We start from the raw sequence: 25,713 nt of genomic DNA, 5'->3' as shown, positions 1-25,713 counted from the left end.
ATGGATCCGCGTGTATTAGTACAAGTTGAAGATTTCAACGTTGGTGATGAGTACCAAGCGTTGGCACAGAGCAATGCTTCTGGCGCTATCGTTACTTTTGTCGGTAAAGTTCGTGATATGAACCTTGGCGATGATGTGGTCGGTTTGTCACTTGAGCATTACCCAGGTATGACAGAAAAAGCACTGGCTGAGATTTGTGATGAAGCTGAGCAACGTTGGCCTCTAGAAGCGATCAGAGTTATTCACCGCGTAGGTGACATGACGACAGGCGATCAAATCGTGTTTGTTGGTGTCGCAAGTGCCCATCGTGGCGCGGCGTTTGAAGCCTGCGAATTCGTGATGGATTACCTGAAAACTAAAGCACCGTTTTGGAAAAAAGAGCGTACCACGGAAGCGACTCGCTGGGTTGATTCTCGTGACTCAGATACCAAGGCAGCAGAGCGCTGGCAGAAGTAATTTTCTCAAATCAAATCCTAAGACCACGGGCAAAACCAGTGGTCTTTTTGGTCTTTGTGTAAGGTTTGTTAAGTAAAAGACAAAATCCATTACAAAAATTGGTGGTTACCATTTAGTAAAATCAAGAAATTAGGCGACACTTACAGTAAGCAAAGATTTTAGGCAAGGTGCCAAAGTCAGTTGCACCAACAAGGAGACGAACATGGAATCGTTAAGAGTAAGAGACTACATGAAACTGCAAGCGGTAACTTTCACACCAGAAATGTCACTCAGCGCGGCGTTGGATAAAGTGATGGGCTCTGATTATCTTGGTGGTCCTGTGGTAAACGAGAACAAGGAAGTCATTGGATTTCTCTCTGGCCAAGACTTACTTGATAAACTGATTAAGGTTAGTTACTACTGCCAAGACACGCACATTGTCAGTGATTGTATGTACCCTGACGTGCTGACAGTGACACCAGATATGACCATCATTGAACTGGCTGAGATGATGCAAGTAGGCAAACCTAAGGTATATCCAGTTCTTGAGAATGGTAAACTGGTTGGCATTATTACACGTAAAGATGTGTTGCGTGCGATTGCGAAAAATATCGATGAATGTTTTAAACATCCAGTCTGATTGAAAATTCAGGTCAAAAGGCGCTTAGGCGCCTTTTATTTTTGCTGTGATATAGGAGAAAAGGATTAGCCATGAGCGACCAAAGTGCCAAATTTATTCAAGGTTCGACCATGCGACACATTCTGGTCATGTCTGGTGCGGGGTCGGTAGGTTTGATGGCTCTGTTTGTGGTCGATCTGCTCGATATGCTGTTTATCAGTATGCTTGGTCAGGTTGAGTTGGCCGCCGCTGTCGGCTTTGCTGGCACACTGGTTTTCTTTTCTACTTCAATTTCCATTGGTACTTCAATTGCTATGGGCGCTTTGGTTTCTAAAGCGATTGGCAGTAAGCAGTTTACCTATGCCAGATCATTAAGTGCGAGCACATTACTCACTGCCTTTGCAATTAGCTGTGTGGTGAGTATCGTCATGTACAACTCAATTCCCCAACTTCTCGCCGCGATAGGTGCGCAGGGGTACGTGGCAGAGCGAGCTCAAGCTTATTTGGAAATATTAATTCCCAGCGGTCCGATTTTGGCGTTAGGAATGGCAGCCGGGGCGGGGCTGCGCGCTGCTGGCGATGCAAAACGCTCGATGTGGGCAACGCTCGCTGGTGGTATTGTCAATGCTGTGCTGGATCCACTGTTTATTTTTGTCTTTAAATGGAACGTAGAAGGGGCGGCGGCAGCTTCGGTGGTGGCAAGAATTACGGTATTCGCTTTCTCACTTTACCCATTAGTCAAAATTCATAACTTAGTTGCGATGCCGTCATGGTTTGCGTGGCGCTGCAATGCAAAAGCCATTCTCACGATCGCGGTGCCAGCGATTATCACTAATATCGCAACTCCAATTGGTAATGCGATTGTTACTTCTTCGATTGCCAAATTTGGTGAAGATTTTGTTGCTGGTTTCGCTGTCATTGGGCGTTTAACGCCGGTGTGTTTTGCGGTGATCTTTGCGCTTTCTGGCGCTGTTGGCCCGATTATCGGCCAGAATTTTGGTGCTGAGCGTTTTGATCGGGTCAAAGAAACGCTGAATAACTCACTGATCGTGACGACGGTATACACCATAACCGTGTGCATCATCCTTTACTTAGTTCAAGGCTTGATCATCAGCGGCTTTAGTTTGACTGGCGATGCGGCTCTTATCGTAGGCACTTTCTGCTCGTTTGTTGCCATCAGCTTTATTTTTAATGGCATGCAGTTTGTTGCCAATACATCCTTTAATAATTTGGGTAAGCCACTGTATTCAACGGCGTTGAACTTGGGTAAAGCCACGTTGGGTACCTTACCTTTTGTGCACCTTGGTGCCAGTTGGTTTGGTGCGCTCGGAGTGTTATATGGTCAAGCAGTCGGAACGGTTGTGTTTGGATTGATCGCACTTTGGGTATTACGAAAACATATTCGAGACCTAATGCAAGGAGAAGCGATGGAGTTGGAGCCTAAAGATCCTGCGATTGCGAGTCTTAATACCACCCCGTTTTGTACCCATGACGCGGTGTTAATTGAAGATGTTGCTGCCAACAAAGAAGCTTTGAGCAAAGAAATATCTAATTAACTGCTTGACCTTGGAGTGTACTCCAAGGTTTATGCTTAGCACATAGACTGAAGTGACTATCTTTGATAGGAGAATCAATTATGTGCACTAAACATGAAGCGTGCCGTTCAAATAAGGCAGCAATAAACCCATCTCAATCCACATCTTGCGCTAGCCCTAAGTTCAACAGTATTCGTATGGCATCGGTTGAATCAACCAGTAGTGACTGCTGCAGCAGTTCAAGTTGCAGTGGTGGTGCAGATTTAAATGATGAGGAAGGTGACTCCGCTCAGGCGTCTTCTTTATTTAACTACAGTTGGAAAATAAACGGCATGGACTGTCCGTCCTGTGCACGTAAAGTCGAAACAGCAGTCAAAAAAATTAAAGGCATCAGTGAAGCAAAAGTACTGTTTGCCACCGAGAAATTGATTGTGAAATCGAATGACAATGCGGTTGCCAGTTTGGTTGAACAAACCATTTTGGATACAGGTTTTACCTTTAGTTCCCCAGATCAAAAATCGTCGGCACCTCAAGCGACTGGCTGGTCGTCGATTATCAAACAAAATAGCCAAATCATAGCGATCGCTTCAGCTATGGCCGTGGCGGCGATGATCAAACCTTATCTTCCACAAATCAGTGAATGGCTATTTGTTCTCACCTGTTTAGTGGGTTTATACCCTATTGCCAAAAAAGCGATTTCTCTTGCTAAATCAGGCACGCCATTTGCGATCGAAACCTTGATGAGTGTGGCGGCAATTGGTGCTCTGTATTTAGGTGAAAGCGTTGAAGCTGCGATGGTATTGCTACTGTTTTTAGTTGGTGAACGCTTAGAGGCTTTTGCGGCATCGAGAGCCCGTAGTGGGGTACAAGCTTTAATGGAGCTGGTACCAGAAACCGCGACCAAAGTGGTCGATGGCAAGCGAGTCGACGTTGCAGCCAGTGAACTTAACCAAGGCGATGTAATTGAAGTTGCACCCGGCGCACGTCTACCGGCTGATGGCCGAATTATATCGACCGGGGCAAGTTTCGATGAAAGTGCTCTGACTGGTGAATCTATTCCGGTAGAACGTTTTACCAATGAGCCGGTGATGGCTGGCGCAGTCGTGGTAGATAAAGTAGTTCAACTTACCATTACCTCTAAACAAGGTGAGAACGCGATCGATAGAATTCTGCATTTGATCGAAGAGGCTGAATCGCGTAAAGCTCCGCTGGAGCGATTTTTAGATCGCTTTAGCCGTTGGTACACGCCATTAATGATGTTGGTCTCGTTGCTCGTCATCATTACACCGCCACTATTGTTTGCTCAGCCTTGGGAAACCTGGGTGTATCGAGGACTCGCGATGCTGCTTATTGCTTGTCCTTGTGCGTTGGTGATTTCGACACCGGCAGCGATTACGTCTGGTCTTGCTGCGGCCGCTCGTCGCGGCGCTTTGATCAAGGGGGGCGCAGCTCTAGAGCAACTTGGCCATGTAGAAACGGTGGCATTTGATAAAACCGGCACGCTCACCAAAGGCAAGCCTGAGGTGACGGATGTTATCGCGGTACACGCGGAACATGAGCATGATGTGGTGCGCTATATCGCTGCAATCGAAGTGGGGTCCAGTCACCCACTTGCGACTTCATTGGTGAAGTATGCGCAAGATCTTGAGCTTGAGTTACCTGAAGCGACTGAAAAACAAGCATTGGTTGGCAGTGGTGTGCAAGGCTTTATCGAGGGAGAACTATACCGAGTGTTGGCTCCAAGCAAGTTGGAATTCTCTCTTGAAAATGAGTTAGCACAGCAAGTCGTTGAGCTAGAAGACCAAGGCAAAACTGTAGTGGTTGCGCTAAAGCAAAGCCAAGTGCTGGGTTTGATTGCGTGGCAAGATACGTTGCGTGAGGATGCTCAAAAGGCTGTTCAAGCGCTGAAAACGCTGGGTATCAGCTCAATCATGTTAACCGGTGACAACCCGAGAAGTGCGGCTGCAATCAGTTCTAAAATTGATATCGACTATCAAGCAAGCCTGTTACCGCAAGATAAAGTGCATTACGTCGAGCAACTATCTGCGCAGCGTAATGTGGCGATGGTGGGTGATGGCATCAATGATGCGCCTGCAATGAAAGCGGCGAGCATTGGCATTGCAATGGGAGGCGGTACGGATGTCGCGTTAGAAACCGCTGATGCCGCGATTACCCATAACCGTTTGGTTGAGTTAGCAGCGATGATTGAATTGTCACGTGCAACACTCAACAACATTCGTCAAAACATCGCGTTGGCACTTGGCCTCAAGGGTGTATTTTTAGTCACCAGTTTACTTGGTATTACCGGTCTTTGGGTCGCCGTGCTGGCAGACAGTGGAGCAACGGCAATCGTGACACTGAACGCACTGCGATTACTTAAATTCAAGAGTAAACAAGGTTAGTGTCAATCAGCGTCTAAACTTTAATCGGTAAAAATTTCTTCATAGCCACGTTTCGTGGCTATTCTTTATGCAAAGTGATGTATTTGCCTTACATTGAAATGTGATGCCAAACGGTTTTATCTGCAAGTTAAGATGTCATTGCTTTTTAGGTTGTGATTTGTGTCACCATATCAACTAAGTAACTTAGTTAAATTAACTCAGTACCCAATAAATTTTTACAACGAGCCCCGATTAATAATTCGATAATTAAGAGCTCGATAAACCAAGGAGTTTCCTATGTCTCAAGCTGTATTCCATTTAGGCGTTACTGAAGCTGATCTTGCTGGTGCAACGTTGGCGATTATTCCTGGCGATCCTGCGCGAGTACAAAAAATCGCTGAGGAGATGGAAAATCCAGTATTTCTAGCGAGTCACCGTGAATACACGCTTTACCGTGCAGAGCTAGATGGCAAACCGGTGGTAGTATGTTCGACTGGTATCGGTGGCCCTTCAACATCAATTGCAGTAGAAGAACTTGCTCAGCTTGGTGTGCGTACTTTCTTACGTGTTGGTACCACTGGTGCAATTCAACCACATGTAAATGTTGGCGATATGATTGTCACTACGGGCTCAGTTCGTTTAGATGGTGCAAGTTTGCATTTTGCACCAATGGAATTCCCAGCAGTGGCAGATTTCTCAGTCGCAACAGCAATGAAAGCAGCGGTAGAAGAATCAGGCGCAACTGTGCACATGGGCGTCACCGCTTCAAGCGATACTTTCTACCCGGGTCAAGAGCGCTATGACACCTTCACCGGTCGTGTGGTTAAGCGTTTCCAAGGTTCAATGCAAGAATGGCAAGATATGGGCGTGCTGAACTTTGAAATGGAATCAGCAACACTACTGACGATGTGTGCAAGCTCTGGTCTTAAAGCGGGTTGTGTGGCGGGCGTGATTATCAACCGTACCCAAAAAGAGATTCCAGATCACGCGACACTAAAAGAAACCGAAGCTCGCTCTATCAAAGTCGTGGTTGAAGCAGCACGTAAAATGCTTTAATTGATATTGAGATAAAAAAATCCCCCAAGCTTTTATTAAGCTGGGGGATTTTTGTTTGTTATCCAGCGTATTCTTCAGAATCAGGACGTTGAGTAAATTGTACGCCGTTTAGAAAATCGCAAAGCAACTCATCGCTACACGCTTTGTAGTTCTTATTGTTTGGCTTGCGGAAATAAGCGCCAATTTCATACTTGCTTAGGCTAACACCCATCAGTTCAAGAGCATCAAGTACATCTTCATTTTTCATATCCAACGCAATACGCAGCTTCATAAAGATCATATTGTTAGTCAGTTGCTGCTCAGGCTTTGGTTGCTCACCGTCTTTTTTGCCACGTTTAACGTTGATAAAGCCGTTTAGGAACAGTGCTAACTCTTTATCTTTCATTTTTGCGAAAGATTTTTCACTCTCACTCTTTAGCCAGTTTTGCAGTTGGTCATGAGCAACTTTCACCTCAGCTTGTTCAAAAGCTTTGATAATTTGAGCGTTTTTAAGGTTTAGTGCGTGCTGAATGCGACGCAAAATTTCATTGTTAGTCAAAGGGAATCCTAATTAGCTATTCAGCCGCCGAAAGGTTACGACGGGGGAGAAGATTATTGTCGGCGACTCTATCAGAGAATGCCCATGACCAACAGCGATAAAACCCATTGGGGTATCGATTCACCCCATATGGAAGGAGTTCTCGCAGGGCATCGCTCCGACTGCTGGCAATGGTTGGTATAGGCTTTCTGTTATGTCAGATAACATATCGTCATACACTTGCGCGATTAACTGTGAGATATCCGTAGTTAAAGCATACAGTTGTTGAGTCGTGAACTTAAGGTTTTGGATACTGATGAGGAGATCAATCTTGGCTTGGGTTTGTAACCCGAGCGGTGATTGGATTGTTAGTGGGCTGATAAGGCTGAGTTGCTGAAGTTTATGACGAATTTTGTCGGCATAGTACTTTATCCGCAGTTCCTCATTGCGATGCCCCTTCTCTTGAATGCAAATGCGCAGTTGCGTCAAGATTTCCATGCTATCCAACACTTGTTGCCAATTTAAATGGTATTCATCGCTTAAGTCTTCGCGCCCAGATTCAACTAGCCATGCAAGGGCTATATCGTCGATAAGAAACATGCAGTGGCGAATGGCGGTACCGTGTGTTCTTTGGTTGCGAGCAAAACTACGTTGTTGCCAATCTTGACCTAGCGCGGCTGTTTTCATTTGGAGAATGCGAAACAATGATTTGTGATCAAAACTGGCCAAAGTGATCAGATCACTGGTTTGCTTTTGTAACTGCTGCTCAACGTGTAAAACCTCATCTGGTTTTGAAAAATCATCAGAGACCATCGCTTGGTGCGTCAAGGCGCGATGTTGTCGGCATAGCTCCATAATCAATCGCAACGAGATGATTTGCTGATAGTTTCGCTCTTGTGATTGTGAGCGCTGTTTGGAGTAGTAGTAGAGCAAACAAAGAATAACGATAGATACTGACATTGATAATGCAACAAACATAACGGTTCCCCCAGTTTCTAGGTGTTTTTAAAACCAGAGCAGCTTTAATGCCAAGTTTAAAGTTGTTTCATATCAATGAGTTAAGTTTTCATTATTGCAGTGATTGCGCTGTTTTGGTGCAATGTTTCACCATCTCAGGGAGTATGCGTTTGAAATAGATACAAAAAATCCCCGCCGAAGCGAGGATTTTGGTAAAGCTTGGGTAATAAAAGCGAATCGCTTACATTACACGCATACCAGGTTGTGCACCTTCATGTGGCTCAAGTAGCCATAGGTCAGCACCACCAGGGCCAGCTGCTAGGATCATACCTTCAGACATACCAAACTTCATTTTACGAGGTTTTAGGTTTGCTACGACAACAGTCAGCTTGCCTACTAGGTCTTCTGGATTGTATGCCGCTTTGATGCCTGAGAATACTTGGCGCATTTCACCACCGATATCCAACTGGAATTTCAGTAGTTTGTCCGCTTTTGGCACAGCTTCACATGAAACGATCTTCGCAATACGAAGGTCAACTTTAGCGAAATCATCAAACTCGATTTCTGCTGCAATTGGATCTTTGCTTAGTTCAGTTTCTGTTTTCGCTGCTTCTGCTTTCTCTTTCGCTGCCATTTCTGCTGCTGCATCTTCTTTTGATGCTTCAATCATCGCTTCGATGTTTTTAGGATCGATACGGTTAAATAGCGCTTTGAATGCGGTAATGTTGTGTGCCGTTAGCGGTGTTGCAATGCCTTCCCAAGTTAGTTCTTGGTTTAGGAATGCTTCAGTGCGTGCCGCAAGTGCAGGCATTACAGGTTTCAAGTAAGTCATCAGAACGCGGAATAGGTTGATACCTACCGAGCAGATTTCCTGCAGTTCTTGATCTTTACCTTCTTCTTTCGCTACAACCCACGGTGCTTTTTCATCAACGTATTGGTTAGCTTTGTCAGCTAGCGCTGTGATTTCACGAATCGCACGACCAAATTCACGCGCTTCGTATAGTTCAGCAATACGCTCTGCTGCTGCAACAAATTCGTTGTATAGCTCAGGCTCTGCAAAGTTTTCAGCTAGTTGACCTTCAAAACGCTTAGTGATGAAGCCAGCGTTACGAGAAGCTAGGTTAACAATCTTGTTTACTACGTCCGCGTTTACACGTTGAGAGAAGTCTTCAAGGTTAAGGTCTAGGTCATCGATGCGGCTGTTTAGTTTTGCTGCGTAGTAGTAACGTAGGCACTCAGGGTCTAGGTGGTTTAGGTAAGTGCTTGCTTTTACAAACGTACCTTTAGACTTAGACATTTTCGCACCGTTTACGGTTACGTAACCGTGTACGAACACGTTGTTTGGTTTACGGAAGCCGCTGCCTTCTAGCATTGCAGGCCAAAATAGGCTGTGGAAGTAAACGATGTCTTTACCGATGAAGTGGTACAGCTCAGTGGTGCTGTCTTTCTTCCAGTATTCGTCAAAGTCTAGACCTTCAGTTTTGTCACATAGGTTCTTAAATGACGCCATGTAACCAACAGGTGCGTCTAGCCATACGTAGAAGAACTTGTTCTCTTCACCTGGGATCTCAAAGCCAAAGTATGGCGCATCACGTGAGATATCCCATTGTTGTAGGCCAGATTCAAACCACTCTTGCATCTTGTTTGCTGTTTCAGCTTGTAGCGAGCCAGAGCGAGTCCACTCTTTTAGCATGCTTTCAAACTGAGGCAGGTCGAAGAAGAAGTGCTCAGAATCTTTCATGATTGGTGTTGCGCCAGACACAGCTGATTTTGGATTGATCAGTTCAGTTGGGCTGTATGTTTCACCACAGTTATCACAGTTATCGCCGTATTGGTCTTCGGCCTTACATTTCGGGCAAGTACCTTTTACGAAACGATCCGGTAGGAACATCTCTTTTTCTGGGTCAAATAGCTGAGAGATAGTACGGCTTGAGATAAAACCGTTTTTCTTCAGCTCAAGGTAAATATGAGATGCCAGTTCACGGTTCTCTTGCGAGTGCGTGCTATGGTAGTTGTCAAAGCTGATGTCAAAACCAGCGAAGTCTTTTTGGTGCTCTTCGCTTACGGCTGCGATCATCTCTTCTGGAGAGATACCCATCTGTTGAGCTTTAAGCATAATTGGCGTGCCGTGAGCGTCGTCAGCACAAATGAAGTTTACAGTGTTGCCGCGTAGGCGTTGGTAACGAACCCAAATGTCAGCTTGAATGTGTTCAAGCATGTGACCTAGGTGAATCGAACCGTTAGCGTACGGAAGGGCACAAGTTACCAAAAGTTTTCTTGGATCGTTTGCCATACTTAATATTCGCTTATCTCGATAGGTACAAAAAATAGAGAGTAATACTACCTGATTCAAACAACGACTCCAAGAAGACAAACTGGCATTCCCGTAGTTTTTTCAGGGTTCTGTATCCACGCTTGGAGTGCTAGGATGGTATTGATAAAGGAGGACCTATGCGTCAGTTTCATTCCAAGCAAGATTTTTGCTCTTGGCTAAGCCAATATGAGCATCATTCTCTCATTCAAAACTGGGCTTCAACCCCAGGTCTGGTCTCGGTTGATGCCGAAGGCTTCTTCGCAATTCAAATTCCTTTTGCTGCTAACCACCTAGTCAAAGATATCGATGCGTGGATTCAAGCGCAGCAGCAAAACCAAGCGGTTGCGCCATTCAAATACCAAATTAGCGTGCAAGTAAAAACCTTGGTAAATCACACCGGTAGTGCGGTTAAAGGGGTTAAAAATATCATTGCGGTTACCTCTGCTAAAGGTGGCGTGGGCAAATCAACGACTTCAGTCAACTTGGTGCTCGCGATTGCCGCGAGTGGAGCCAAAGTGGGTCTACTTGACGCCGATATTTATGGCCCATCAGTACCTATGATGATTGGTAAAGTGCATGCTCAGCCAGAAGTGCGTGACAATAAGTGGATGCAGCCAGTGGAAGCGCATGGCATTTATACCCATTCTATTGGGTATTTAGTGTCAAAAGATGAAGCGACTATTTGGCGTGGTCCAATGGCATCAAAAGCGTTGGCGCAATTACTCAATGAAACCGACTGGCCAAATCTAGATTACCTTGTCATTGATATGCCGCCGGGCACGGGCGATATTCAATTGAGTCTCGCGCAGCAAATTCCCGTCACTGGTGCTGTGATTGTCACTACACCGCAAGATTTGGCGCTTGCTGATGCTCGGAAAGGCGTTGCCATGTTTGACAAGGTGGGTATTCCGCTGGTGGGATTGGTGGAAAACATGAGTTATCACATTTGCAGCAACTGTGGTCATCATGAGCACATTTTTGGTACTGGCGGCGCCGAAAAAATGTCGGCTGAATACAATTTAGACCTATTAGGGCAAATTCCGCTCGATATTCATTTGCGTGAAGACATCGATGCAGGCTGTCCGACCGTCGCATCGAGACCGGATTCGGAACACACCAATCAATACTTGGAGTTGGCAGAAGCCGTTTGCGCAAGACTCTATTGGCGTGGTGATGTTCAACCAGATGCAATTAACATTACAATGTTATAAGCCTCATGGCATATAGTGTTTAGCCAGTTTTATGCTGGCTAAACGTTTGCTTGCTGTTTTCTTATTCTATTTCGTTTCGAATGTAAATTTAGCCGATTACTTTCTGGTATATGGCGGGCGATCTCCCTATAATCAGGCAGTTTAATTTGGCTCTGCTAGCCTTTCCATGCCAAACTTTTAGCAGGCCACAGATCACCAACCAATTCATCTCATCGGGTGCAAGAATAATGTCTGATAATAATCAATGTGTAATCGTCGGTATTGCTGGCGCGTCAGCTTCAGGAAAAAGCCTAATCGCTAGCACTATTTACAATGAACTTCGCGAGAAGGTAGGCGATCATCAAATTGGTGTAATTACGGAAGATTGCTACTACAACGATCAAACGCATTTGAGCATGGAAGAGCGTGTAAAAACCAACTACGACCACCCGAGCGCACTGGATCACGATCTATTGTGTGATCACCTAGAAAAGCTAGTAAAAGGTGAAGCGGTTGAAGTGCCAGAGTACAGCTACTCAGAGCATACTCGTACTACCAACACCACAACAATGACACCGAAAAAAGTGATCATTCTTGAAGGTATTTTGCTGCTTACCGATCCACGTCTTCGTAAGCTTTGTCACGCAACCGTGTTTATGGATACCCCACTTGATATCTGTCTACTACGTCGTGTTAAGCGTGATGTTGAAGAGCGTGGTCGTACGATGGAATCGGTATTAAAACAGTACCAAGAAACCGTTCGTCCAATGTTCATGCAGTTCATCGAGCCATCTAAGCAATACGCAGATATCATCGTACCGCGTGGTGGTAAAAACCGTATCGCTATTGATGTATTGAAAGCTCATATTGCTAAGCTTCGAAATCTTAACAGTAATATTGCTGGCGAGACTTTATTTTTCTCTAGATAAGTGGCACTTTAGGTGCCACTTTCTTTTTATGTAAAGTACGCCCAAGTATCTCGATGTCAGTTGAGTATACTTTGAGTAATCTTTACTCAACTAAATAGCTTTTTAGCTATTAAGCAAGGACTCTGCTGATGAAGAAACTCGCGTTATTTATCGCTATTCCGGTAGTGGCAATCATTGCCGTAGTCTTAGCACTCGTGCTACTCGTTAATCCTAATCAATTTAAGCCTTTGATCGTTGAACAAGCCAAACAACAAACCGGTTTGGACTTGGTGATTGAAGGGGATATCAATTGGCAATTCTTCCCATCGCTTGGTTTTACTCTTGGTAAAACTGAATTAAAAAACCCACAAGGTTTTAGCCAGCCAGATTTATTCAAAGTCGATCAAGTTGGTATTGATGTATCGGTGATGCCACTGTTTAGTCAGCAACTTGATATTGGTAATATTACGCTTGATGGTGCTGAGTTTTATATTGAGACTCGCAAGGATGGTGCAAAGAACCTTGATGCGTTAACGCAAAACCAATCTAAAGCGGCGCAAGACAGTTCTACCACCACTGAATCACAATCGAAAACCGCATCATCAGAGACAACAAGTTCGGATTCAGCGGCATCCGCGTGGTCAATAAATCTGGCAGGGGTATCGATTACCAATGCATTGCTTGATATTCAAGATGATAAAGCGGGCACTCACACCAAACTTTATGATGTGTCATTAACGCTCACTGAGTTTGCACTTGATGCGTGGAGTAAAGCGGATTTTGCTCTTAAAGGTGAAACTAATCTGCAGAAATTTGCCGCTCAAGGTACGGCAGAATTGAAGTTGGCGTCGGGCTTTAGTGATTACGCACTGCGTAATGTAAAGTTTGATGCCAGCTACAGTGATGCGACGAACAAAATCGACGCAGCGAGTATTGAGCTAGCGACATTTGAATTCGATAAACCCAATACTCTTAAGTACGCAGTGAAAGGCAAAGCCGCAGATTTAGCGCTAGATGTTAAAGGTGGCGCTGAGCTCACCGTTGATAAAGCAATCTCGCAGGTGTCGATGCAACAGTTGACTTTGGACGCGACTTTCGAAGGTGCAGCTTTGCCACAATCGCCAATGAACGTCGATATGGCATCGGATCTTGAGTTTAATCTAACCAAGAATCACCTGAGCTTTGTACTAGAGAAACTCACCGCCAATGCACTGGAGTTTGATGGTAAGTTGGATGTGACGTTGGCGGATATTCCGCAAATCGCATTTAATCTGCATAGTCCTAATATTGATCTAGATGAGTTCTTGGGTTTAAACGCGAAAGCGGATGAAACAAGTAAAGCGGAACCATCAGAGGCGAGCAAGCAAACAGGTAGTGAAAACACAGCAGTTAAAGCCACGGAGCAAGAGCCAGATTTGTCTGCTTTGCAAGGATTGGATGTGACTGGTGCAATCACTATTGATAAGTTCAAAGCTGCCAATGCTCGCATGCAAAATGTGCAAGCGAAATTCAGTGTTGATCGTGGTTTAGTGACGTTATCGTCGTTTAGCTCAAACCTTTACGATGGTTCAATTAAAGCCACTGCAACTTTGGATGCACGTCATTCACCGGCGACTTACAGTGCGAAGAAATCCATCACCGGTGTGAAGGTGCTTCCTTTACTCACTGACGTTGCGCAGATGGACAAATTAGAAGGCACGGGTAATATTGATGTGAACGTGACGGGTAAGGGCCTAGCGCCGACCGCCATGAAGAAAAACCTCGCAGGTACCATCAAAATCAACTTTGCGGATGGAGCGGTTAATGGCATTAACGTAGCTCAACTTATTCGTGAGACTTACGCCAAAATCAAAGGCCAAAAACTGGAAGGGCAAGACAACGTCAAGAAGACTGATTTCAGTGCAATGACGGCGACCTTAAATCTGAAAAATGGCGTCGTAACGACCGACAACTTGCATGCACAATCACCACTATTGCGTATTCGTGGTAAGGGTGATGCCAACTATATCAATGAGACCGTCGACTTCACGATTAGCACGTCAATTGTTGGTTCTTTAGAAGGTCAAGGCGGTAAAGACATTGATGAACTGAAAGATCTGACTATCCCAGTTAATGTCTCAGGTGCGTGGTCTAATCCTAAATTCAAAGTGGTGTTAGATGATGTGCTTAAGCAAAAAGCGCAAAAAGAGATCGATCGCGGCGTTGAGAAACTGACCGATAAGATCAAAGACGAGAAGACGAAAAAAGCCGTTGATGGCTTGTTGAAAAATCTATTTAACTAATTCGTTGATAAGACAAAGCCCGCTATATGAGCGGGCTTTTTTATGTCCAAGAATTACCAGTCGACACCTTTTAGTGCTTTGACGCCAGATTCAAAGGCATGCTTAACATTTCTTACCTCTGACACGGTATCCGCCATTTCAATTAGCGTTCGATGAGCGGCACGGCCAGTGATCACCACAGATTGCATTGCCGGACGATTATTGAGAGCTTCAACCACTTCGTCTAAGTCAATGTAGCCGTAAGTCACCATATACGTTAATTCATCAAAAAGAATCACATCAATGCTGTCATCTTGCAGCATGCGTTTGCACTCTTGCCATACTAGTTGCGCTGCTTCGGTATCTGCGGCTTTATTTTGCGTTTCCCAAGTAAAGCCTGTCGCCATCACTTGAAACTCAACCCCAAGTTTCTCCAAAAGGTTACGCTCACCATTATCCCAAGTGCCTTTAATAAATTGAGCAACAGAGCATTTGAGGCCATGACCTACGGCCCTTGCAATGGTGCCAAATCCAGATGTGGACTTGCCTTTACCATTACCAGTAATGACCAATAGTAGGCCTTTTTCTTCGGTAGCTGCGGCAATTTTAGCGTCTACTTGCTGCTTTACTTTCTCTTGGCGAGCTTTGTGTTGGGCTTGTTTGTTGTCTTCAGTAGACATGGGAATTCCTTTTGACTCATTGGCTTAGTTACATAATAGAGCAATGAGGTGTGGATAAAAACCCATATACACTAGGTGAATTGCACAATCAATCCTTTGAGAATGCTTGATTGCATAACAACTGAACAATGGAAAGTTAATTTTAAATAATGAAATGAGCAAAAAGTGAGCTGCTTAACATCAATAGTTTCGAAGAAATACTCGTGATTGATAGGTTTTAATTAACTAATTTATTACTAAGTTAAACCTCTTGTTCTTATCTAACTTATTGAAAAATAAATATTGATATAAGTTAGCGTTTGTTTTGAGCAATTGATGGTTTCGTATTTGAATAATTATCCGCTCATAAATGGAATGATAAAGCTCGATTTTGCAATTTCCATATTTTGAAATTAGGAGTAGTTTAATTTTCGCAACAGAAGAGTGCTGCGAATAATTATATTCATTAGTTATTTTGTCGTTGGATAAATAAATTAAAACTAAAAGGTATAGCTATGAAGAGAGTACTGCTAAAGATATATTATTAGCCATGAGGAAAATAATGTTATGCCAATTGACCTTCGGTCTGTTTGCAATTGCATTTGAACTATTGTCTTCATTTCATAGAGAGTTAAATATTGAGTCTGCATTCATTGGTGTATTTTTAGCAATTATTCCAGGCATGTTTGGGATGTTTGTTGCTAGCCGCAAGGCTAAATACAGACCGAATGTTGATCTTAAAGATTTAATGCAATTGAGCGGAAGTGTGAAACTAGTATATACGGTGATTTCGTTTGCACTCGTTTTCCACTTTTTCAAAATGCGAAATGTCGTGATACTAATCAGTTATGCCATTACGTTCCTCGGGTATTTTGTTGCACCACTTCTATACAAACAAGTACTCGATGATGATGCTAAGGAGGCATAGGTGGAGAGTGTACAGACCGCCCATGAGTATATTGAACACCATCTAACATTTCTAACTAAGGGGACAGGTTTTTGGGCATTAAACATGGACTCCATGTTCATGGTTTGGATACTTGGCTTTCTTTTTATTGGGGTATTTAGATACGCGGTATCCAAGGGGACGCGTGGTGTACCAGGTCGTTTGCAATGCTTCATTGAAGTTGTGTTTGAGTTTGTAAACAACCTAGTCGGTGAGATCTTCCAATCAAAAGATAAGTTAATCGGCCCTATGGCACTCACCATCTTTGTCTGGGTGCTACTGATGAACACAATCGATTTAATCCCAGTTGATTTTGTTCCTACTCTTGCTCGTAGTTTAGGCTTTGAACATTTCAGAGATCTTCCTTCAGCAGATGTCAATGTGACGATGTCGATGGCTTTAGGCGTATTTTTCTTAGTGATTTTCTACACGCTGAAAGCAAAAGGGTTAGTGGGCTTTATTAAAGAGTTAACCACACAACCATTTCAACATCCGTTACTTTACCCAGTGAATTTTATTCTGGAACTTGTAACACTAATTTCTAAACCTATCTCATTGGGTTTGCGATTATTCGGCAATATGTATGCAGGGGAAATGATATTTATCCTGATCGCATTAATGCCGTGGTGGATGCAGTGGGCATTAAGTGTTCCATGGGCTTTATTCCACATCCTGATCGTTTGTTTGCAAGCATTTATATTTATGGTTCTTACCGTTGTTTATTTGGCAATGGCCGTTGAAGAACATCATTAATATTTAAAGTTTTCTATTTTTAAGTTATATACAAAATATATCGGAGTTATTTATGGATATTGTAAGTGCCGTTCTTTATGTTGCTGGTGCACTATTAATTGGTTTAGGTGCAGCTGGTGCTGCTTCCGGTATCGGTAATCTAGCAGGTAAATATTTAGAAGGTGTTGCTCGTCAACCTGATTTAACCCCAATGCTACGTACTCAGTTCTTTATCATGATGGGCTTGGTGGATGCGGTTCCAATGATTGGTGTTGGTATTGGTTTATACATCATCTTCGCAGTTGCGTAATTGTCCTTAACGAGATCGAAATAGTAGAACTGTCCGTTAATTAGGGGGGCGAGATGAACTTAAACGCAACAATGCTTGGTCAAGCTATATCCTTTGCGATTTTTGTTTGGCTTTGCATGAAGTATGTATGGCCACCGCTAGTCAAATTGCTTGATGAACGCCAACAAGAGATCGCACAAGGCTTACGTCATACCGAAGACGCGGCTAAAGAGCTGGCGTTAACTCGAGCAAATTGCGAGCAAATGATTGAGCAAGCCAAAAAAGACGTTAACCAATTGATTGAGCAAGGGCAGAAACGCCGAGCGCAGATTATCGATGAATCAGTAAAAGAAGCTGAAGAAGAGAAAGCGCGCATTATTGCCCAAGGTGATATCGAGATTGAGGCGGAACGTAACCGTCTACGCCAAGAGCTGAAAGCGGAAATGGCGGATCTGGTTATTCAAAGTGCACAAAAGCTGATCAGCAAAAATTTAGATACGGAATCAAACCGTCATCTTGTTGACCAGATGATCAAGCAAATCTAAAGCAAAAGGGAAGCAACATGTCAGATATTCAAACCATTGCTTACCCATATGCCAAAGCGGCTTTTGATTTTGCAAAAGAAAATGACGCACTTGACGAATGGATGGCAGGACTAAATTTAGTTGCCAACGTAATGGAGCAGCCAAGTTTAGAGACTCAAGTGAAAGCATTGGAGCAGGGTGGCAAATCCGAAACGGATAACTTCCTCCACTTACTGTTCTCGGTATGTGACGGCTTTATTGATTCGCACATGCAGAATTTGCTCAAGCTGATGGCTGAAAACCAGCGCTTAATCGTCATGCGTAGTGTTACCGAGATTTTTACTCAATTAAAAGATGACAATGATTTGCGTCTGGATGTGACGGTATATACCTCTGAGCCTTTAGATGATGAGCAGTATGAAGAGTTGCTCGAAGCGCTAGAGAAGAAATTTGATCGTCACATCAGCCTCGCGAGAAAAATCGACCGAAATCTTATCGGTGGCATGGTAATTAAAGCCGGCGAGTTAGTGATTGATGGCTCTCTACAGACCTCAATTCAACGTTTAGCGACTAACTTGCACGTGTAGTAGGTATTTAAGATGCAACTAAATTCAACAGAAATTAGCGATCTAATTAGACAACGTATTGAAACGTTCGACATTAGTACGCAAGCACGCAATGAAGGCACTATCGTGTCGATTTGCGACGGTATTATTACCATTAATGGCCTTGTTGATGTGATGCAAGGCGAAATGATTGAATTGCCTGACAATCGTTATGCATTGGCACTTAACCTTGAACGCCACTCAGTGGGTGCGGTGGTGATGGGCCCTTATGCAGACTTGAGTGAAGGGATGAAAGTTACTGGTACTGGCCGCATTTTGGAAGTGCCAGTTGGCCCAGAATTGCTAGGCCGTGTGGTGAACACGCTAGGTCAACCAATTGATGGTCTTGGTGAAATCAACGCAAAACAATACAACGCGGTTGAAATTATCGCACCTGGGGTAATTGATCGTAAATCGGTTGATACCCCAATTCAAACTGGCTACAAAGCCGTTGACTCAATGGTACCAATTGGCCGTGGTCAACGTGAGTTGATCATCGGTGACCGCCAAACTGGTAAAACAGCGATGGCGATTGATGCCATCATTAACCAAAAAGACTCTGGCGTAAAAGCTATCTATGTCGCTATTGGTCAAAAAGCTTCAACTATCGCTAACGTAGTTCGCAAACTCGCAGAGCATGGCGCACTAGAAAATACCATTGTGGTTGTGGCATCAGCATCAGAATCAGCCGCGTTACAATACTTAGCGCCTTACGCAGGTTGCACCATGGGTGAATACTTCCGTGACCGTGGTGAAGATGCACTGATTGTTTATGATGATTTATCAAAACAAGCCGTTGCTTACCGTCAAATCTCACTACTACTAAAACGCCCACCGGGCCGTGAAGCTTTCCCTGGTGATGTATTCTACTTGCACTCTCGCCTACTAGAACGTGCTGCACGTGTAAATGAAGCTTATGTTGAGCGTTTCACCAATGGTGAAGTCAAAGGCAAAACTGGCTCATTGACTGCATTGCCAATTATCGAAACTCAAGCAGGTGACGTTTCAGCGTTTGTACCAACTAACGTAATTTCGATTACCGATGGTCAGATCTTCTTGCAAACTCAGCTGTTTAACTCAGGCCTACGTCCAGCGGTTGACCCAGGTATTTCGGTATCTCGTGTGGGTGGTGCTGCGCAAACTAAGATCATCAAAAAACTGTCTGGTGGTATTCGTACTGCGTTGGCTCAATACCGTGAATTGGCTGCGTTTGCTCAGTTCTCTTCCGATCTCGATGAAGCGACTCGCCGTCAAATCGACCACGGTGAACGTGTCACCGAATTGATGAAGCAAAAACAATACGCACCAATGTCAGTGGCAGAGCAAGCAGCGGTGATTTTTGCTGCTGAGCGCGGTTACCTAAATGGTGTGGAGTTGGCAAAAGTGGGTGCATTTGAAGAAGGTCTTATTGCTTACGCAAAATCGAACTTCGCACAACTGATGGCAGACATTAATGCCACTGGTGACTTTAACCAACAAATCGAAGCCGAGCTTACCAAGCTGTTAGAAGAGTTTGTTGCATTGCAATCTTGGTAATTGCGTCATCCTCGAATAGATAAGAGCGGAGCTTTTTATGGCAAATACAAAAGAGATTCGCACGAAGATCGCCAGTATTAACAGTACGCAAAAGATCACTAGTGCGATGCAAATGGTAGCCGCCAGCAAAATGCGTAAGGTACAGGACAATATGGAAAAGACCCGTCCTTATGCAGCAGGTATGCGTCGAGTGATCAGCCACGTATCGGCTGGTACGCTTGAATACAGTCATCCATTTCTTATGGAACGAGAAGTGAAGCGTGTCGCTTATATCATCATCTCATCAGACCGTGGTCTATGTGGTGGCTTGAATATTAACTTATTTAAGCGAGTGCTCAGCGAGATGCAGCAATGGCGAGCAAAAGGGGTGGAGGTTGACACCACCTTGATTGGATCAAAAGCGATTAGCTTTTTCCATGGCTTGACTCATGTGGTTGCTCAGACTTCTGGTTTAGGTGATCAACCTAAATTGGAAGATCTACTGGGCACGGTTCAGGCGATGCTTGATTACTACAAACAAGGTGAAATTGACCGCTTATACATTGCGTTCAATGAGTTTGAAAACACCATTGTTCAAGCACCGATAATCAAGCAGCTATTGCCTTATCCAAAAGACGATTTGGATAGCGATGCGAAGAAATCATCGCGTTGGGATTATATCTACGAACAAGATCCACGAGTGATTTTGGATGATCTAATTCAACGCTATATCGAGTCTCAAGTGTACCAAGGTACGGTGGAAAACGTCGCATGCGAGCAAGCCTCTCGTATGGTTGCGATGAAAGCAGCCACCGATAATGCAGGCCAACTGATTGATGATCTGCGTTTGGTTTATAACAAAGCGAGACAAGCGGCCATCACTCAAGAATTGAGTGAAATCGTATCCGGCGCACAAGCGGTATAAAGAACATTCCGAGGTTAAGAATGAGTATCGGTAAAATTGTAAAAATCATCGGCGCTGTCGTTGACGTAGAATTTGAGAATAACACTGGCCCGCGTGTGTATGATGCGCTGCGCTTGGTGGATGAAGAGTTTTCAGCACTGGTTTTAGAAGTGCAACAACAACTAGGTGGTGGCATCGTACGCTGCATAGTAATGGGTTCATCAGACGGCTTACGCCGTGGTCTTGCGGTACGCGCAACTGGCGAGCCAATCACTGTGCCTGTGGGCGAAGAAACCCTTGGTCGCATTATGAACGTATTGGGTGAACCAATCGATGAATGCGGCCCAATTGGTGAAAAACTCAGTTATGGTATTCACCGCCCGGCCCCAAGCTATGAAGAGCAAGCGAACAGCACTGAGCTTTTAGAAACTGGCGTGAAAGTTATCGACCTTATCTGTCCATTTGCTAAAGGCGGTAAGATCGGTCTGTTCGGTGGTGCAGGTGTGGGTAAAACCGTAAACATGATGGAGCTTATCAATAACATTGCGAAAGCTCACTCGGGTCTATCTGTATTTACCGGTGTTGGTGAACGTACTCGTGAAGGTAACGACTTCTACTTTGAGATGAAAGAAGCAGGCGTGCTGGATAAAGTTGCCATGGTTTACGGCCAAATGAACGAGCCACCGGGTAACCGTCTACGCGTTGCGCTAACAGGTTTAACGATGGCTGAGCGTTTTCGTGATGAAGGTCGTGACGTACTGTTGTTTATCGACAATATTTATCGTTACACCCTTGCAGGGACAGAAGTATCGGCACTGCTAGGTCGTATGCCATCAGCGGTAGGTTATCAACCAACATTGGCTGAAGAGATGGGTGTGCTTCAAGAGCGTATCACTTCAACCAGAACGGGTTCTATCACTTCGATTCAAGCAGTATATGTACCTGCGGATGACTTAACAGACCCATCACCAGCGACAACGTTTGCTCACTTAGATGCAACTGTGGTGTTATCACGTAACATTGCCGCACTCGGTCTATACCCTGCGATTGACCCATTAGATTCTACATCACGTCAATTGGATCCGCTGATTGTGGGTCAAGAGCACTACGAAGTCGCGCAAAACGTACAGATGACACTGCAACGCTACAAAGAGCTAAAAGACATCATTGCGATTTTAGGTATGGATGAATTATCTGAAGAAGATAAACAGTTGGTGTCACGTGCACGTAAAGTGGAACGTTTCCTCACTCAGCCATACCACGTAGCGGAAGTATTCACTGGTCAAAAAGGTGTGTTCGTACCACTTAAAGATACCATTGCTGGCTTTAAAGGTCTGCTAGCAGGTCAATACGATGACATTCCAGAACAAGCTTTCTTGTACTGCGGTTCAATCGATGAAGTGCTAGAAAAAGCCAAATCACTATAACGGCTGAGGAGTTCATATGGCGATAGCAGTAAGTGAGAATACCTTTGAACTACAAATTGTAAGTGCAGAAGGTACGATCTTTTCTGGTCCAGCCCATGCCTTAGCGATTTCTGGTGCGAGTGGTGAGTTAGGGATTCGTCCTGGTCACTCACCACTGATCAGTAACGTTAAACCAGGCATTGCCAGCTTTGTGACCGATCTAAAGCAAGAGCCAACTATCTTGTATATTTCAGGTGGCATGCTGGAAGTACAGCCAGATACGGTGATGGTGCTAGCGGATACCGCACTGCATGGTGAAGAGATTGACCAAGCTCGTGCTGAAGCCGCTCGCCAAATGGCATTAGACAACATCAACCACGCTCAAGTGGGCAGTGTGAGCTTTGAGCAAGCACAGCTGGAATTGACCAAAGCCTTGGCTCAATTGCGAGCAGTAGAATTGGTGGGACGCTTTAAGCATCACTAAATGAAAAAAGGGATTGAGCGAATACTCAATCCCTTTTTTATTGGCAATCCCTAATTTTCTTCCATGCCGCATTTTAGCCGAGGGCATATCACGCTAAGATAAAACGGTGAATAACAAACAATCTCGCAGGTGCAAGGATGAAGAAAATACTGGTGGTGTGTATGGGCAATATTTGTCGCTCTCCGACCGGTGAAGCGGTGTTACGTGCCAAGGCACAACAGATGGGGATAGACGTTGAAGTGGACTCAGCGGGAACCATCGGTTATCACCAAGGCAACCCACCTGATGAGCGTTCACGTCAAGCTGGTGAGCGCCGCGGGTATTCATTCAAAGGGATTCGTTCACGACAAGTTGAAGCAAACGACTTCGAATATTTCGATCTGATTTTAGCGGCAGATCGAGATAATCTGCGCGATTTAAAGGCGATATGTCCAAATCAGTATCAACACAAGCTGAAACTTTATTTAAGTTTTGGTGGATCAGAACAACAAGAAATCCCTGATCCCTATTATGGTGGTGAGCGTGGTTTTGAGTTGGTGCTGGATTTACTAGAAGAAGCGGCTGAAGCCGTATTACGCCAATCAGCGTCACCAATTAAGCCGCCATTACGCGACCGCTAAAATACTCATTCGAGATGATGTATTCGGTATTGCGAATCACTTCATCTTGAATCTCTGACCAATTTTGTCCATTTGCTTCGCCACTTGGAATCACACCTCCGACACGAATGTTGAATGGTGTCAGTTCTTTGGCCCAACTTTGGGTAAACCCTGAAACAAATGATGAGGCATTATCAAATCCTGCCATATCTTCGTAGTTGGTGTAACCAATCACGTTCACTATCACTCCGCACTTATTTTCTGCTCGCATACGTTGTGCCGTCGCTTGGCCAAATCCAAACAGAGCGCTTGCTAGGGAGGTTAGATTTAACGAAAACATGTCGTATGCCGCATGGTCAAAAATATTAGGCACGGCTTTAGAGGTTAACGTATTGATCAAGATATCAGGGCTGCACTGAAGCTGATGTTCAATCAACTCGAAGAGTTGCTTGATAGACGCAATAGAATAGTCCTCAACATCAAAGCGATAGGTATCTGAATTTAATAACGCGCAGCGCTCATACGTTTCATTCAATAGACGTTTATCGGTATCACAGAGGATTACTTTGGCCCCCAACGAAGAAAAGTGAGTTGCGAGGGTGCCTCCAACTCTAGAACCGGCAGAGGTGACTAAGACTACTGCGTTGTCTATTTTCATACTTTCTCCATTTACGTTGCCAGAAAATCTGTCCACATAGAATGGTAGATTAATTGTTATTTAGATGTGAATAACATCAAATAAGTTGTGAATTACTTAGGTTGAATGTTCATTTTTTGCGTTAATTCACAATCTAGGTAAGCGACATTTTGTGGTAAAAAATATGTGCTAGTACAGAGCGGTAAGTGAACATGCGCTAGGCTTGTGCTCGAATTTGATAACTGCGCTGTGCTTCAACTAATTGATTGTAAAGATCAAATGGCATCAGTTTCTTGGGCTGTTTTTCCCCAAGCTGGCGTTGTTGATGAATTGATAAGTTGTGGTACACATCTTCCGGCAGATCATGAGTGGCTTCAGGTAAGTAAACGAGCGCTTCGGGAATAAGGTAGTGAGCGAGTTTTGCGCTTGCCAGTCCACCATGATGGAATTGATGGGCCTGTAAGGCTGAAATTTGGTAAGAACTCTGATCTGATTTGAGTACTTGAGGTTCGGGTAGCGCAAAACGCTGACGCAGTGAACTATCAGTGATCTCTACCGTCTCAATTTGTTCAACGGGTGTATTGTCACGAACGTCATTAGAAAACATCGATAGCAGCAGCGCAAAATCAGCACGACGCCCTTCGTGCACAGCATGGTTAATCCCCATGCCGAACTGAAGTTCGGTTATCGCATTGATGTTGTTAATTGCTTCGACTTGCATTGCATCAGGTTCTGTTACTTTGATGCCTCTATTAGCGGCTAACTATCGAATAACTTTAAGCAAATTAGCAATAGATACAAAAAAAGCCTGCTAGTTGCAGGCTTTTTGAACAATTGGCTTACCGCACTAATTATTTAGCTAGGTTTTCAGCAACGAAATCCCAGTTAACTAGAGCCCAGAAACCGTTCATGTAGTCTGGACGTAGGTTACGGTAGTCGATGTAGTAAGCGTGTTCCCACAGGTCAACAGTTAGAAGCGGAGTTACGCCTGCTTCAGTTAGTGGAGTTGCTGCGTTTGAAGTGTTAACGATGTCTAGAGAACCGTCAGCTTTCTTCACCAGCCAAGTCCAAGAAGAACCGAAGTTGTTGATTGCTGCGTCAGTGAACTTCGCTTTGAATTCTTCGAAAGAACCGAATGCTGCATTGATAGCCTCAGCAACTGCGCCAGTTGGTTCGCCACCTGCATTTGGCGCTAGACAGTGCCAGTAGAAAGTGTGGTTCCAGATTTGCGCTGCGTTGTTAAATACGCCGCCAGTTGAAGTTTTGATGATCTCTTCTAGAGATTTGCCTTCAAATTCAGTACCTGGGATTAGACCGTTCAGTTTAACCACGTAAGTGTTGTGGTGTTTACCGTGGTGGTAATCTAGAGTTTCTGCTGAAATGTGTGGTTCTAATGCGTCTTTCGCATAAGGCAGAGCTGGTAGTTCAAATGCCATTGCTCGTTTCTCCATATATGTAGAAAGAGAACTCTCTTCAATTTCTTCCAAATGTTATTGTTTTAAAGATTCGCGGCCTTGCGAATCACTGTCAAATTGACTGACTTGCTGCCTAGTCTAGCAAGTTTTTGCGTGATCAAAAACACGCATAAGTAAATTGTTTGGTAAAAAAGTCGTTTCTAACCACTTATTTAGACACACAAAAAGTGCGGCTTTTGCTGCGAAATGCAGCAAAATGGGCATGAAAAAGTCGGCTTAGCCATACACCATCTGGTTTGAGCTAGGATTTGCTGACAATACAGACCTTTGGTTACTTTGTGTTAAAGTATCGTAACAATAATTGGTCAATAACCGCAATTTTATGTGCTTTTATTCTTGAGCAATAGTTTAAAATGCGCTGATAATTTGCAGTAACTCCATCAGAGGGAAGCAATGGAAACTATTGAAAAAATCAAACAGCAAATCGCAGAGAACTCAATCCTTCTTTATATGAAGGGTTCGCCTAAACTACCTAGCTGCGGTTTCTCTTCTCAAGCGGCTCAAGCTCTAATGGCTTGTGGTGAAAAATTTGCCTACGTAGACATTCTACAAAACCCTGATATCCGTGCAGAACTTCCAGCTTACGCACAATGGCCTACTTTCCCACAACTATGGATTGAAGGTGAGCTAATCGGTGGTTGTGACATCATTCTTGAAATGTTCCAAAAAGGCGAACTTCAACCTCTAATCAAAGAAGCAGCAGCTCGCGCACAAAGCGACGCAGAGTAACGCAAAATACTGTTTAAATTTACAGTTTTTCTTGAG

The 25,713-nt window shown here is 44.2% G+C and carries 26 protein-coding genes; 19 read left to right on the top strand and 7 right to left on the bottom strand.

Features of this window, described 5'->3' with window-relative positions; all coding sequences use genetic code 11:
• The 5 genes from moaE to udp all read left to right on the top strand — a co-directional run bounded on the left by moaE (window position 1) and on the right by udp (window position 6,026).
• Complete coding sequence (gene moaE / locus Vt282_RS09710; RefSeq protein WP_162063266.1) at window positions 1–456, top strand: molybdopterin synthase catalytic subunit MoaE; 456 nt, start codon at window positions 1–3, stop codon at window positions 454–456.
• Between the two features lie 202 nt (window positions 457–658).
• On the top strand, window positions 659–1,075 hold the full coding sequence (locus Vt282_RS09705) for a CBS domain-containing protein (RefSeq protein WP_162045883.1): 417 nt from the start codon (window positions 659–661) through the stop codon (window positions 1,073–1,075).
• A 71-nt stretch (window positions 1,076–1,146) separates the two neighbouring features.
• Window positions 1,147–2,610 carry an MATE family efflux transporter gene (locus tag Vt282_RS09700; RefSeq protein ID WP_162063265.1) on the top strand — a complete coding sequence of 488 codons (1,464 nt, stop codon included), beginning with the start codon at window positions 1,147–1,149 and terminating at the stop codon, window positions 2,608–2,610.
• An 80-nt stretch (window positions 2,611–2,690) separates the two neighbouring features.
• Window positions 2,691–4,991 (top strand): zinc/cadmium/mercury/lead-transporting ATPase, encoded by a 2,301-nt coding sequence (locus Vt282_RS09695; RefSeq protein WP_162063264.1) that lies wholly within the window; start codon window positions 2,691–2,693, stop codon window positions 4,989–4,991.
• A gap of 276 nt (window positions 4,992–5,267) precedes the next feature.
• On the top strand, window positions 5,268–6,026 hold the full coding sequence (udp, locus tag Vt282_RS09690) for a uridine phosphorylase (RefSeq protein ID WP_162045886.1): 759 nt from the start codon (window positions 5,268–5,270) through the stop codon (window positions 6,024–6,026).
• Between the two features lie 58 nt (window positions 6,027–6,084).
• Here the strand turns inward: udp and Vt282_RS09685 are convergent, their stop codons facing one another.
• The 3 genes from Vt282_RS09685 to metG all read right to left on the bottom strand — a co-directional run bounded on the left by Vt282_RS09685 (window position 6,085) and on the right by metG (window position 9,793).
• Window positions 6,085–6,564 (bottom strand): YehS family protein, encoded by a 480-nt coding sequence (locus Vt282_RS09685; protein ID WP_162063263.1) that lies wholly within the window; start codon window positions 6,562–6,564, stop codon window positions 6,085–6,087.
• Between the two features lie 120 nt (window positions 6,565–6,684).
• On the bottom strand, window positions 6,685–7,521 hold the full coding sequence (locus tag Vt282_RS09680; protein ID WP_162063262.1) for a hypothetical protein: 837 nt from the start codon (window positions 7,519–7,521) through the stop codon (window positions 6,685–6,687).
• A gap of 220 nt (window positions 7,522–7,741) precedes the next feature.
• On the bottom strand, window positions 7,742–9,793 hold the full coding sequence (gene metG / locus Vt282_RS09675) for a methionine--tRNA ligase (protein WP_162047522.1): 2,052 nt from the start codon (window positions 9,791–9,793) through the stop codon (window positions 7,742–7,744).
• A gap of 158 nt (window positions 9,794–9,951) precedes the next feature.
• Here metG and apbC point away from each other — a divergent pair, with 158 nt between their 5' ends.
• The 3 genes from apbC (at window position 9,952) to Vt282_RS09660 (ending at window position 14,194) form a co-directional block, all read left to right on the top strand.
• Window positions 9,952–11,025 (top strand): iron-sulfur cluster carrier protein ApbC, encoded by a 1,074-nt coding sequence (gene apbC / locus Vt282_RS09670; RefSeq protein ID WP_162063261.1) that lies wholly within the window; start codon window positions 9,952–9,954, stop codon window positions 11,023–11,025.
• A 227-nt stretch (window positions 11,026–11,252) separates the two neighbouring features.
• The gene (gene udk / locus Vt282_RS09665) at window positions 11,253–11,933 is read left to right on the top strand and encodes a uridine kinase (protein WP_162063260.1); all 681 of its coding nucleotides are present in this window, start codon (window positions 11,253–11,255) and stop codon (window positions 11,931–11,933) included.
• A gap of 128 nt (window positions 11,934–12,061) precedes the next feature.
• Window positions 12,062–14,194, top strand: a complete 2,133-nt coding sequence (locus tag Vt282_RS09660) for an AsmA family protein (protein ID WP_162063259.1) — start codon at window positions 12,062–12,064, stop codon at window positions 14,192–14,194.
• A gap of 53 nt (window positions 14,195–14,247) precedes the next feature.
• Here Vt282_RS09660 and cobO read toward each other — a convergent pair whose 3' ends face one another.
• On the bottom strand, window positions 14,248–14,853 hold the full coding sequence (cobO, locus tag Vt282_RS09655) for a cob(I)yrinic acid a,c-diamide adenosyltransferase (protein WP_162063258.1): 606 nt from the start codon (window positions 14,851–14,853) through the stop codon (window positions 14,248–14,250).
• Between the two features lie 541 nt (window positions 14,854–15,394).
• Here cobO and Vt282_RS09650 point away from each other — a divergent pair.
• From Vt282_RS09650 to Vt282_RS09605, 10 genes are all read left to right on the top strand, one after another.
• Window positions 15,395–15,760 carry a hypothetical protein gene (locus Vt282_RS09650; RefSeq protein ID WP_232055048.1) on the top strand — a complete coding sequence of 122 codons (366 nt, stop codon included), beginning with the start codon at window positions 15,395–15,397 and terminating at the stop codon, window positions 15,758–15,760.
• Complete coding sequence (gene atpB / locus Vt282_RS09645) at window positions 15,761–16,531, top strand: F0F1 ATP synthase subunit A (protein ID WP_162045894.1); 771 nt, start codon at window positions 15,761–15,763, stop codon at window positions 16,529–16,531.
• A 52-nt stretch (window positions 16,532–16,583) separates the two neighbouring features.
• Entirely contained in the window at window positions 16,584–16,820 is a 237-nt protein-coding gene (gene atpE, locus Vt282_RS09640) for a F0F1 ATP synthase subunit C (RefSeq protein WP_004730405.1), read from the top strand.
• 53 nt (window positions 16,821–16,873) lie between these two features.
• Entirely contained in the window at window positions 16,874–17,344 is a 471-nt protein-coding gene (locus Vt282_RS09635; RefSeq protein WP_162045895.1) for a F0F1 ATP synthase subunit B, read from the top strand.
• A 17-nt stretch (window positions 17,345–17,361) separates the two neighbouring features.
• On the top strand, window positions 17,362–17,910 hold the full coding sequence (locus tag Vt282_RS09630; RefSeq protein WP_162045896.1) for a F0F1 ATP synthase subunit delta: 549 nt from the start codon (window positions 17,362–17,364) through the stop codon (window positions 17,908–17,910).
• Between the two features lie 12 nt (window positions 17,911–17,922).
• Window positions 17,923–19,464 (top strand): F0F1 ATP synthase subunit alpha, encoded by a 1,542-nt coding sequence (gene atpA / locus Vt282_RS09625; RefSeq protein ID WP_162063256.1) that lies wholly within the window; start codon window positions 17,923–17,925, stop codon window positions 19,462–19,464.
• Between the two features lie 37 nt (window positions 19,465–19,501).
• Window positions 19,502–20,368: a F0F1 ATP synthase subunit gamma gene (gene atpG, locus Vt282_RS09620; protein ID WP_162045898.1), complete on the top strand. Its 867-nt coding sequence runs from the start codon at window positions 19,502–19,504 to the stop codon at window positions 20,366–20,368.
• Window positions 20,369–20,388: 20 nt separating this feature from the next.
• Entirely contained in the window at window positions 20,389–21,774 is a 1,386-nt protein-coding gene (atpD, locus tag Vt282_RS09615; RefSeq protein WP_162045899.1) for a F0F1 ATP synthase subunit beta, read from the top strand.
• Window positions 21,775–21,790: 16 nt separating this feature from the next.
• Window positions 21,791–22,237 (top strand): F0F1 ATP synthase subunit epsilon, encoded by a 447-nt coding sequence (locus Vt282_RS09610; protein WP_162045900.1) that lies wholly within the window; start codon window positions 21,791–21,793, stop codon window positions 22,235–22,237.
• A 137-nt stretch (window positions 22,238–22,374) separates the two neighbouring features.
• Window positions 22,375–22,857, top strand: a complete 483-nt coding sequence (locus Vt282_RS09605; RefSeq protein WP_162063255.1) for a low molecular weight protein-tyrosine-phosphatase — start codon at window positions 22,375–22,377, stop codon at window positions 22,855–22,857.
• Here the strand turns inward: Vt282_RS09605 and Vt282_RS09600 are convergent.
• The 3 genes from Vt282_RS09600 to sodB all read right to left on the bottom strand — a co-directional run bounded on the left by Vt282_RS09600 (window position 22,832) and on the right by sodB (window position 24,909).
• The gene (locus Vt282_RS09600; RefSeq protein WP_162045902.1) at window positions 22,832–23,494 is read right to left on the bottom strand and encodes an SDR family oxidoreductase; all 663 of its coding nucleotides are present in this window, start codon (window positions 23,492–23,494) and stop codon (window positions 22,832–22,834) included. The two genes, Vt282_RS09605 and Vt282_RS09600, sit on opposite strands and share 26 nt — an antisense overlap.
• 196 nt (window positions 23,495–23,690) lie before the next feature.
• Window positions 23,691–24,194 carry a VC2046/SO_2500 family protein gene (locus Vt282_RS09595; RefSeq protein WP_162045903.1) on the bottom strand — a complete coding sequence of 168 codons (504 nt, stop codon included), beginning with the start codon at window positions 24,192–24,194 and terminating at the stop codon, window positions 23,691–23,693.
• 130 nt (window positions 24,195–24,324) lie between these two features.
• Window positions 24,325–24,909, bottom strand: coding sequence for a superoxide dismutase [Fe] (gene sodB / locus Vt282_RS09590; protein ID WP_162063254.1), 585 nt, complete (start codon window positions 24,907–24,909; stop codon window positions 24,325–24,327).
• 432 nt (window positions 24,910–25,341) lie between these two features.
• Between sodB and Vt282_RS09585 the strand changes: the two genes are divergently transcribed.
• Window positions 25,342–25,677: a Grx4 family monothiol glutaredoxin gene (locus tag Vt282_RS09585; protein WP_162045905.1), complete on the top strand. Its 336-nt coding sequence runs from the start codon at window positions 25,342–25,344 to the stop codon at window positions 25,675–25,677.
• Window positions 25,678–25,713: the final 36 nt, after the last annotated feature.

Origin of the sequence: Vibrio taketomensis, assembly GCF_009938165.1 — a bacterium.
Taxonomy (GTDB): domain Bacteria; phylum Pseudomonadota; class Gammaproteobacteria; order Enterobacterales; family Vibrionaceae; genus Vibrio; species Vibrio taketomensis.
Note: the sequence above shows the minus strand (reverse complement) of the source record. Positions and strands in the feature narration are given on the sequence as shown.

Bases quoted from the DNA above. Each gene is read 5' to 3' on its own strand.
- moaE (WP_162063266.1), top strand. From the start codon at position 1: ATGGATCCGCGTGTATTAGTACAAGTTGAAGATTTCAACGTTGGTGAT.
- Vt282_RS09705 (WP_162045883.1), top strand. From the start codon at position 659: ATGGAATCGTTAAGAGTAAGAGACTACATGAAACTGCAAGCGGTAACT.
- Vt282_RS09700 (WP_162063265.1), top strand. From the start codon at position 1,147: ATGAGCGACCAAAGTGCCAAATTTATTCAAGGTTCGACCATGCGACAC.
- Vt282_RS09695 (WP_162063264.1), top strand. From the start codon at position 2,691: ATGTGCACTAAACATGAAGCGTGCCGTTCAAATAAGGCAGCAATAAAC.
- udp (WP_162045886.1), top strand. From the start codon at position 5,268: ATGTCTCAAGCTGTATTCCATTTAGGCGTTACTGAAGCTGATCTTGCT.
- Vt282_RS09680 (WP_162063262.1), bottom strand. From the start codon at position 7,521: ATGTTTGTTGCATTATCAATGTCAGTATCTATCGTTATTCTTTGTTTG.
- metG (WP_162047522.1), bottom strand. From the start codon at position 9,793: ATGGCAAACGATCCAAGAAAACTTTTGGTAACTTGTGCCCTTCCGTAC.
- apbC (WP_162063261.1), top strand. From the start codon at position 9,952: ATGCGTCAGTTTCATTCCAAGCAAGATTTTTGCTCTTGGCTAAGCCAA.
- udk (WP_162063260.1), top strand. From the start codon at position 11,253: ATGTCTGATAATAATCAATGTGTAATCGTCGGTATTGCTGGCGCGTCA.
- Vt282_RS09660 (WP_162063259.1), top strand. From the start codon at position 12,062: ATGAAGAAACTCGCGTTATTTATCGCTATTCCGGTAGTGGCAATCATT.
- cobO (WP_162063258.1), bottom strand. From the start codon at position 14,853: ATGTCTACTGAAGACAACAAACAAGCCCAACACAAAGCTCGCCAAGAG.
- Vt282_RS09650 (WP_232055048.1), top strand. From the start codon at position 15,395: ATGTTATGCCAATTGACCTTCGGTCTGTTTGCAATTGCATTTGAACTA.
- atpE (WP_004730405.1), top strand. From the start codon at position 16,584: ATGGATATTGTAAGTGCCGTTCTTTATGTTGCTGGTGCACTATTAATT.
- Vt282_RS09635 (WP_162045895.1), top strand. From the start codon at position 16,874: ATGAACTTAAACGCAACAATGCTTGGTCAAGCTATATCCTTTGCGATT.
- Vt282_RS09630 (WP_162045896.1), top strand. From the start codon at position 17,362: ATGTCAGATATTCAAACCATTGCTTACCCATATGCCAAAGCGGCTTTT.
- atpA (WP_162063256.1), top strand. From the start codon at position 17,923: ATGCAACTAAATTCAACAGAAATTAGCGATCTAATTAGACAACGTATT.
- atpG (WP_162045898.1), top strand. From the start codon at position 19,502: ATGGCAAATACAAAAGAGATTCGCACGAAGATCGCCAGTATTAACAGT.
- atpD (WP_162045899.1), top strand. From the start codon at position 20,389: ATGAGTATCGGTAAAATTGTAAAAATCATCGGCGCTGTCGTTGACGTA.
- Vt282_RS09610 (WP_162045900.1), top strand. From the start codon at position 21,791: ATGGCGATAGCAGTAAGTGAGAATACCTTTGAACTACAAATTGTAAGT.
- Vt282_RS09605 (WP_162063255.1), top strand. From the start codon at position 22,375: ATGAAGAAAATACTGGTGGTGTGTATGGGCAATATTTGTCGCTCTCCG.
- Vt282_RS09600 (WP_162045902.1), bottom strand. From the start codon at position 23,494: ATGAAAATAGACAACGCAGTAGTCTTAGTCACCTCTGCCGGTTCTAGA.
- Vt282_RS09595 (WP_162045903.1), bottom strand. From the start codon at position 24,194: ATGCAAGTCGAAGCAATTAACAACATCAATGCGATAACCGAACTTCAG.
- sodB (WP_162063254.1), bottom strand. From the start codon at position 24,909: ATGGCATTTGAACTACCAGCTCTGCCTTATGCGAAAGACGCATTAGAA.
- Vt282_RS09585 (WP_162045905.1), top strand. From the start codon at position 25,342: ATGGAAACTATTGAAAAAATCAAACAGCAAATCGCAGAGAACTCAATC.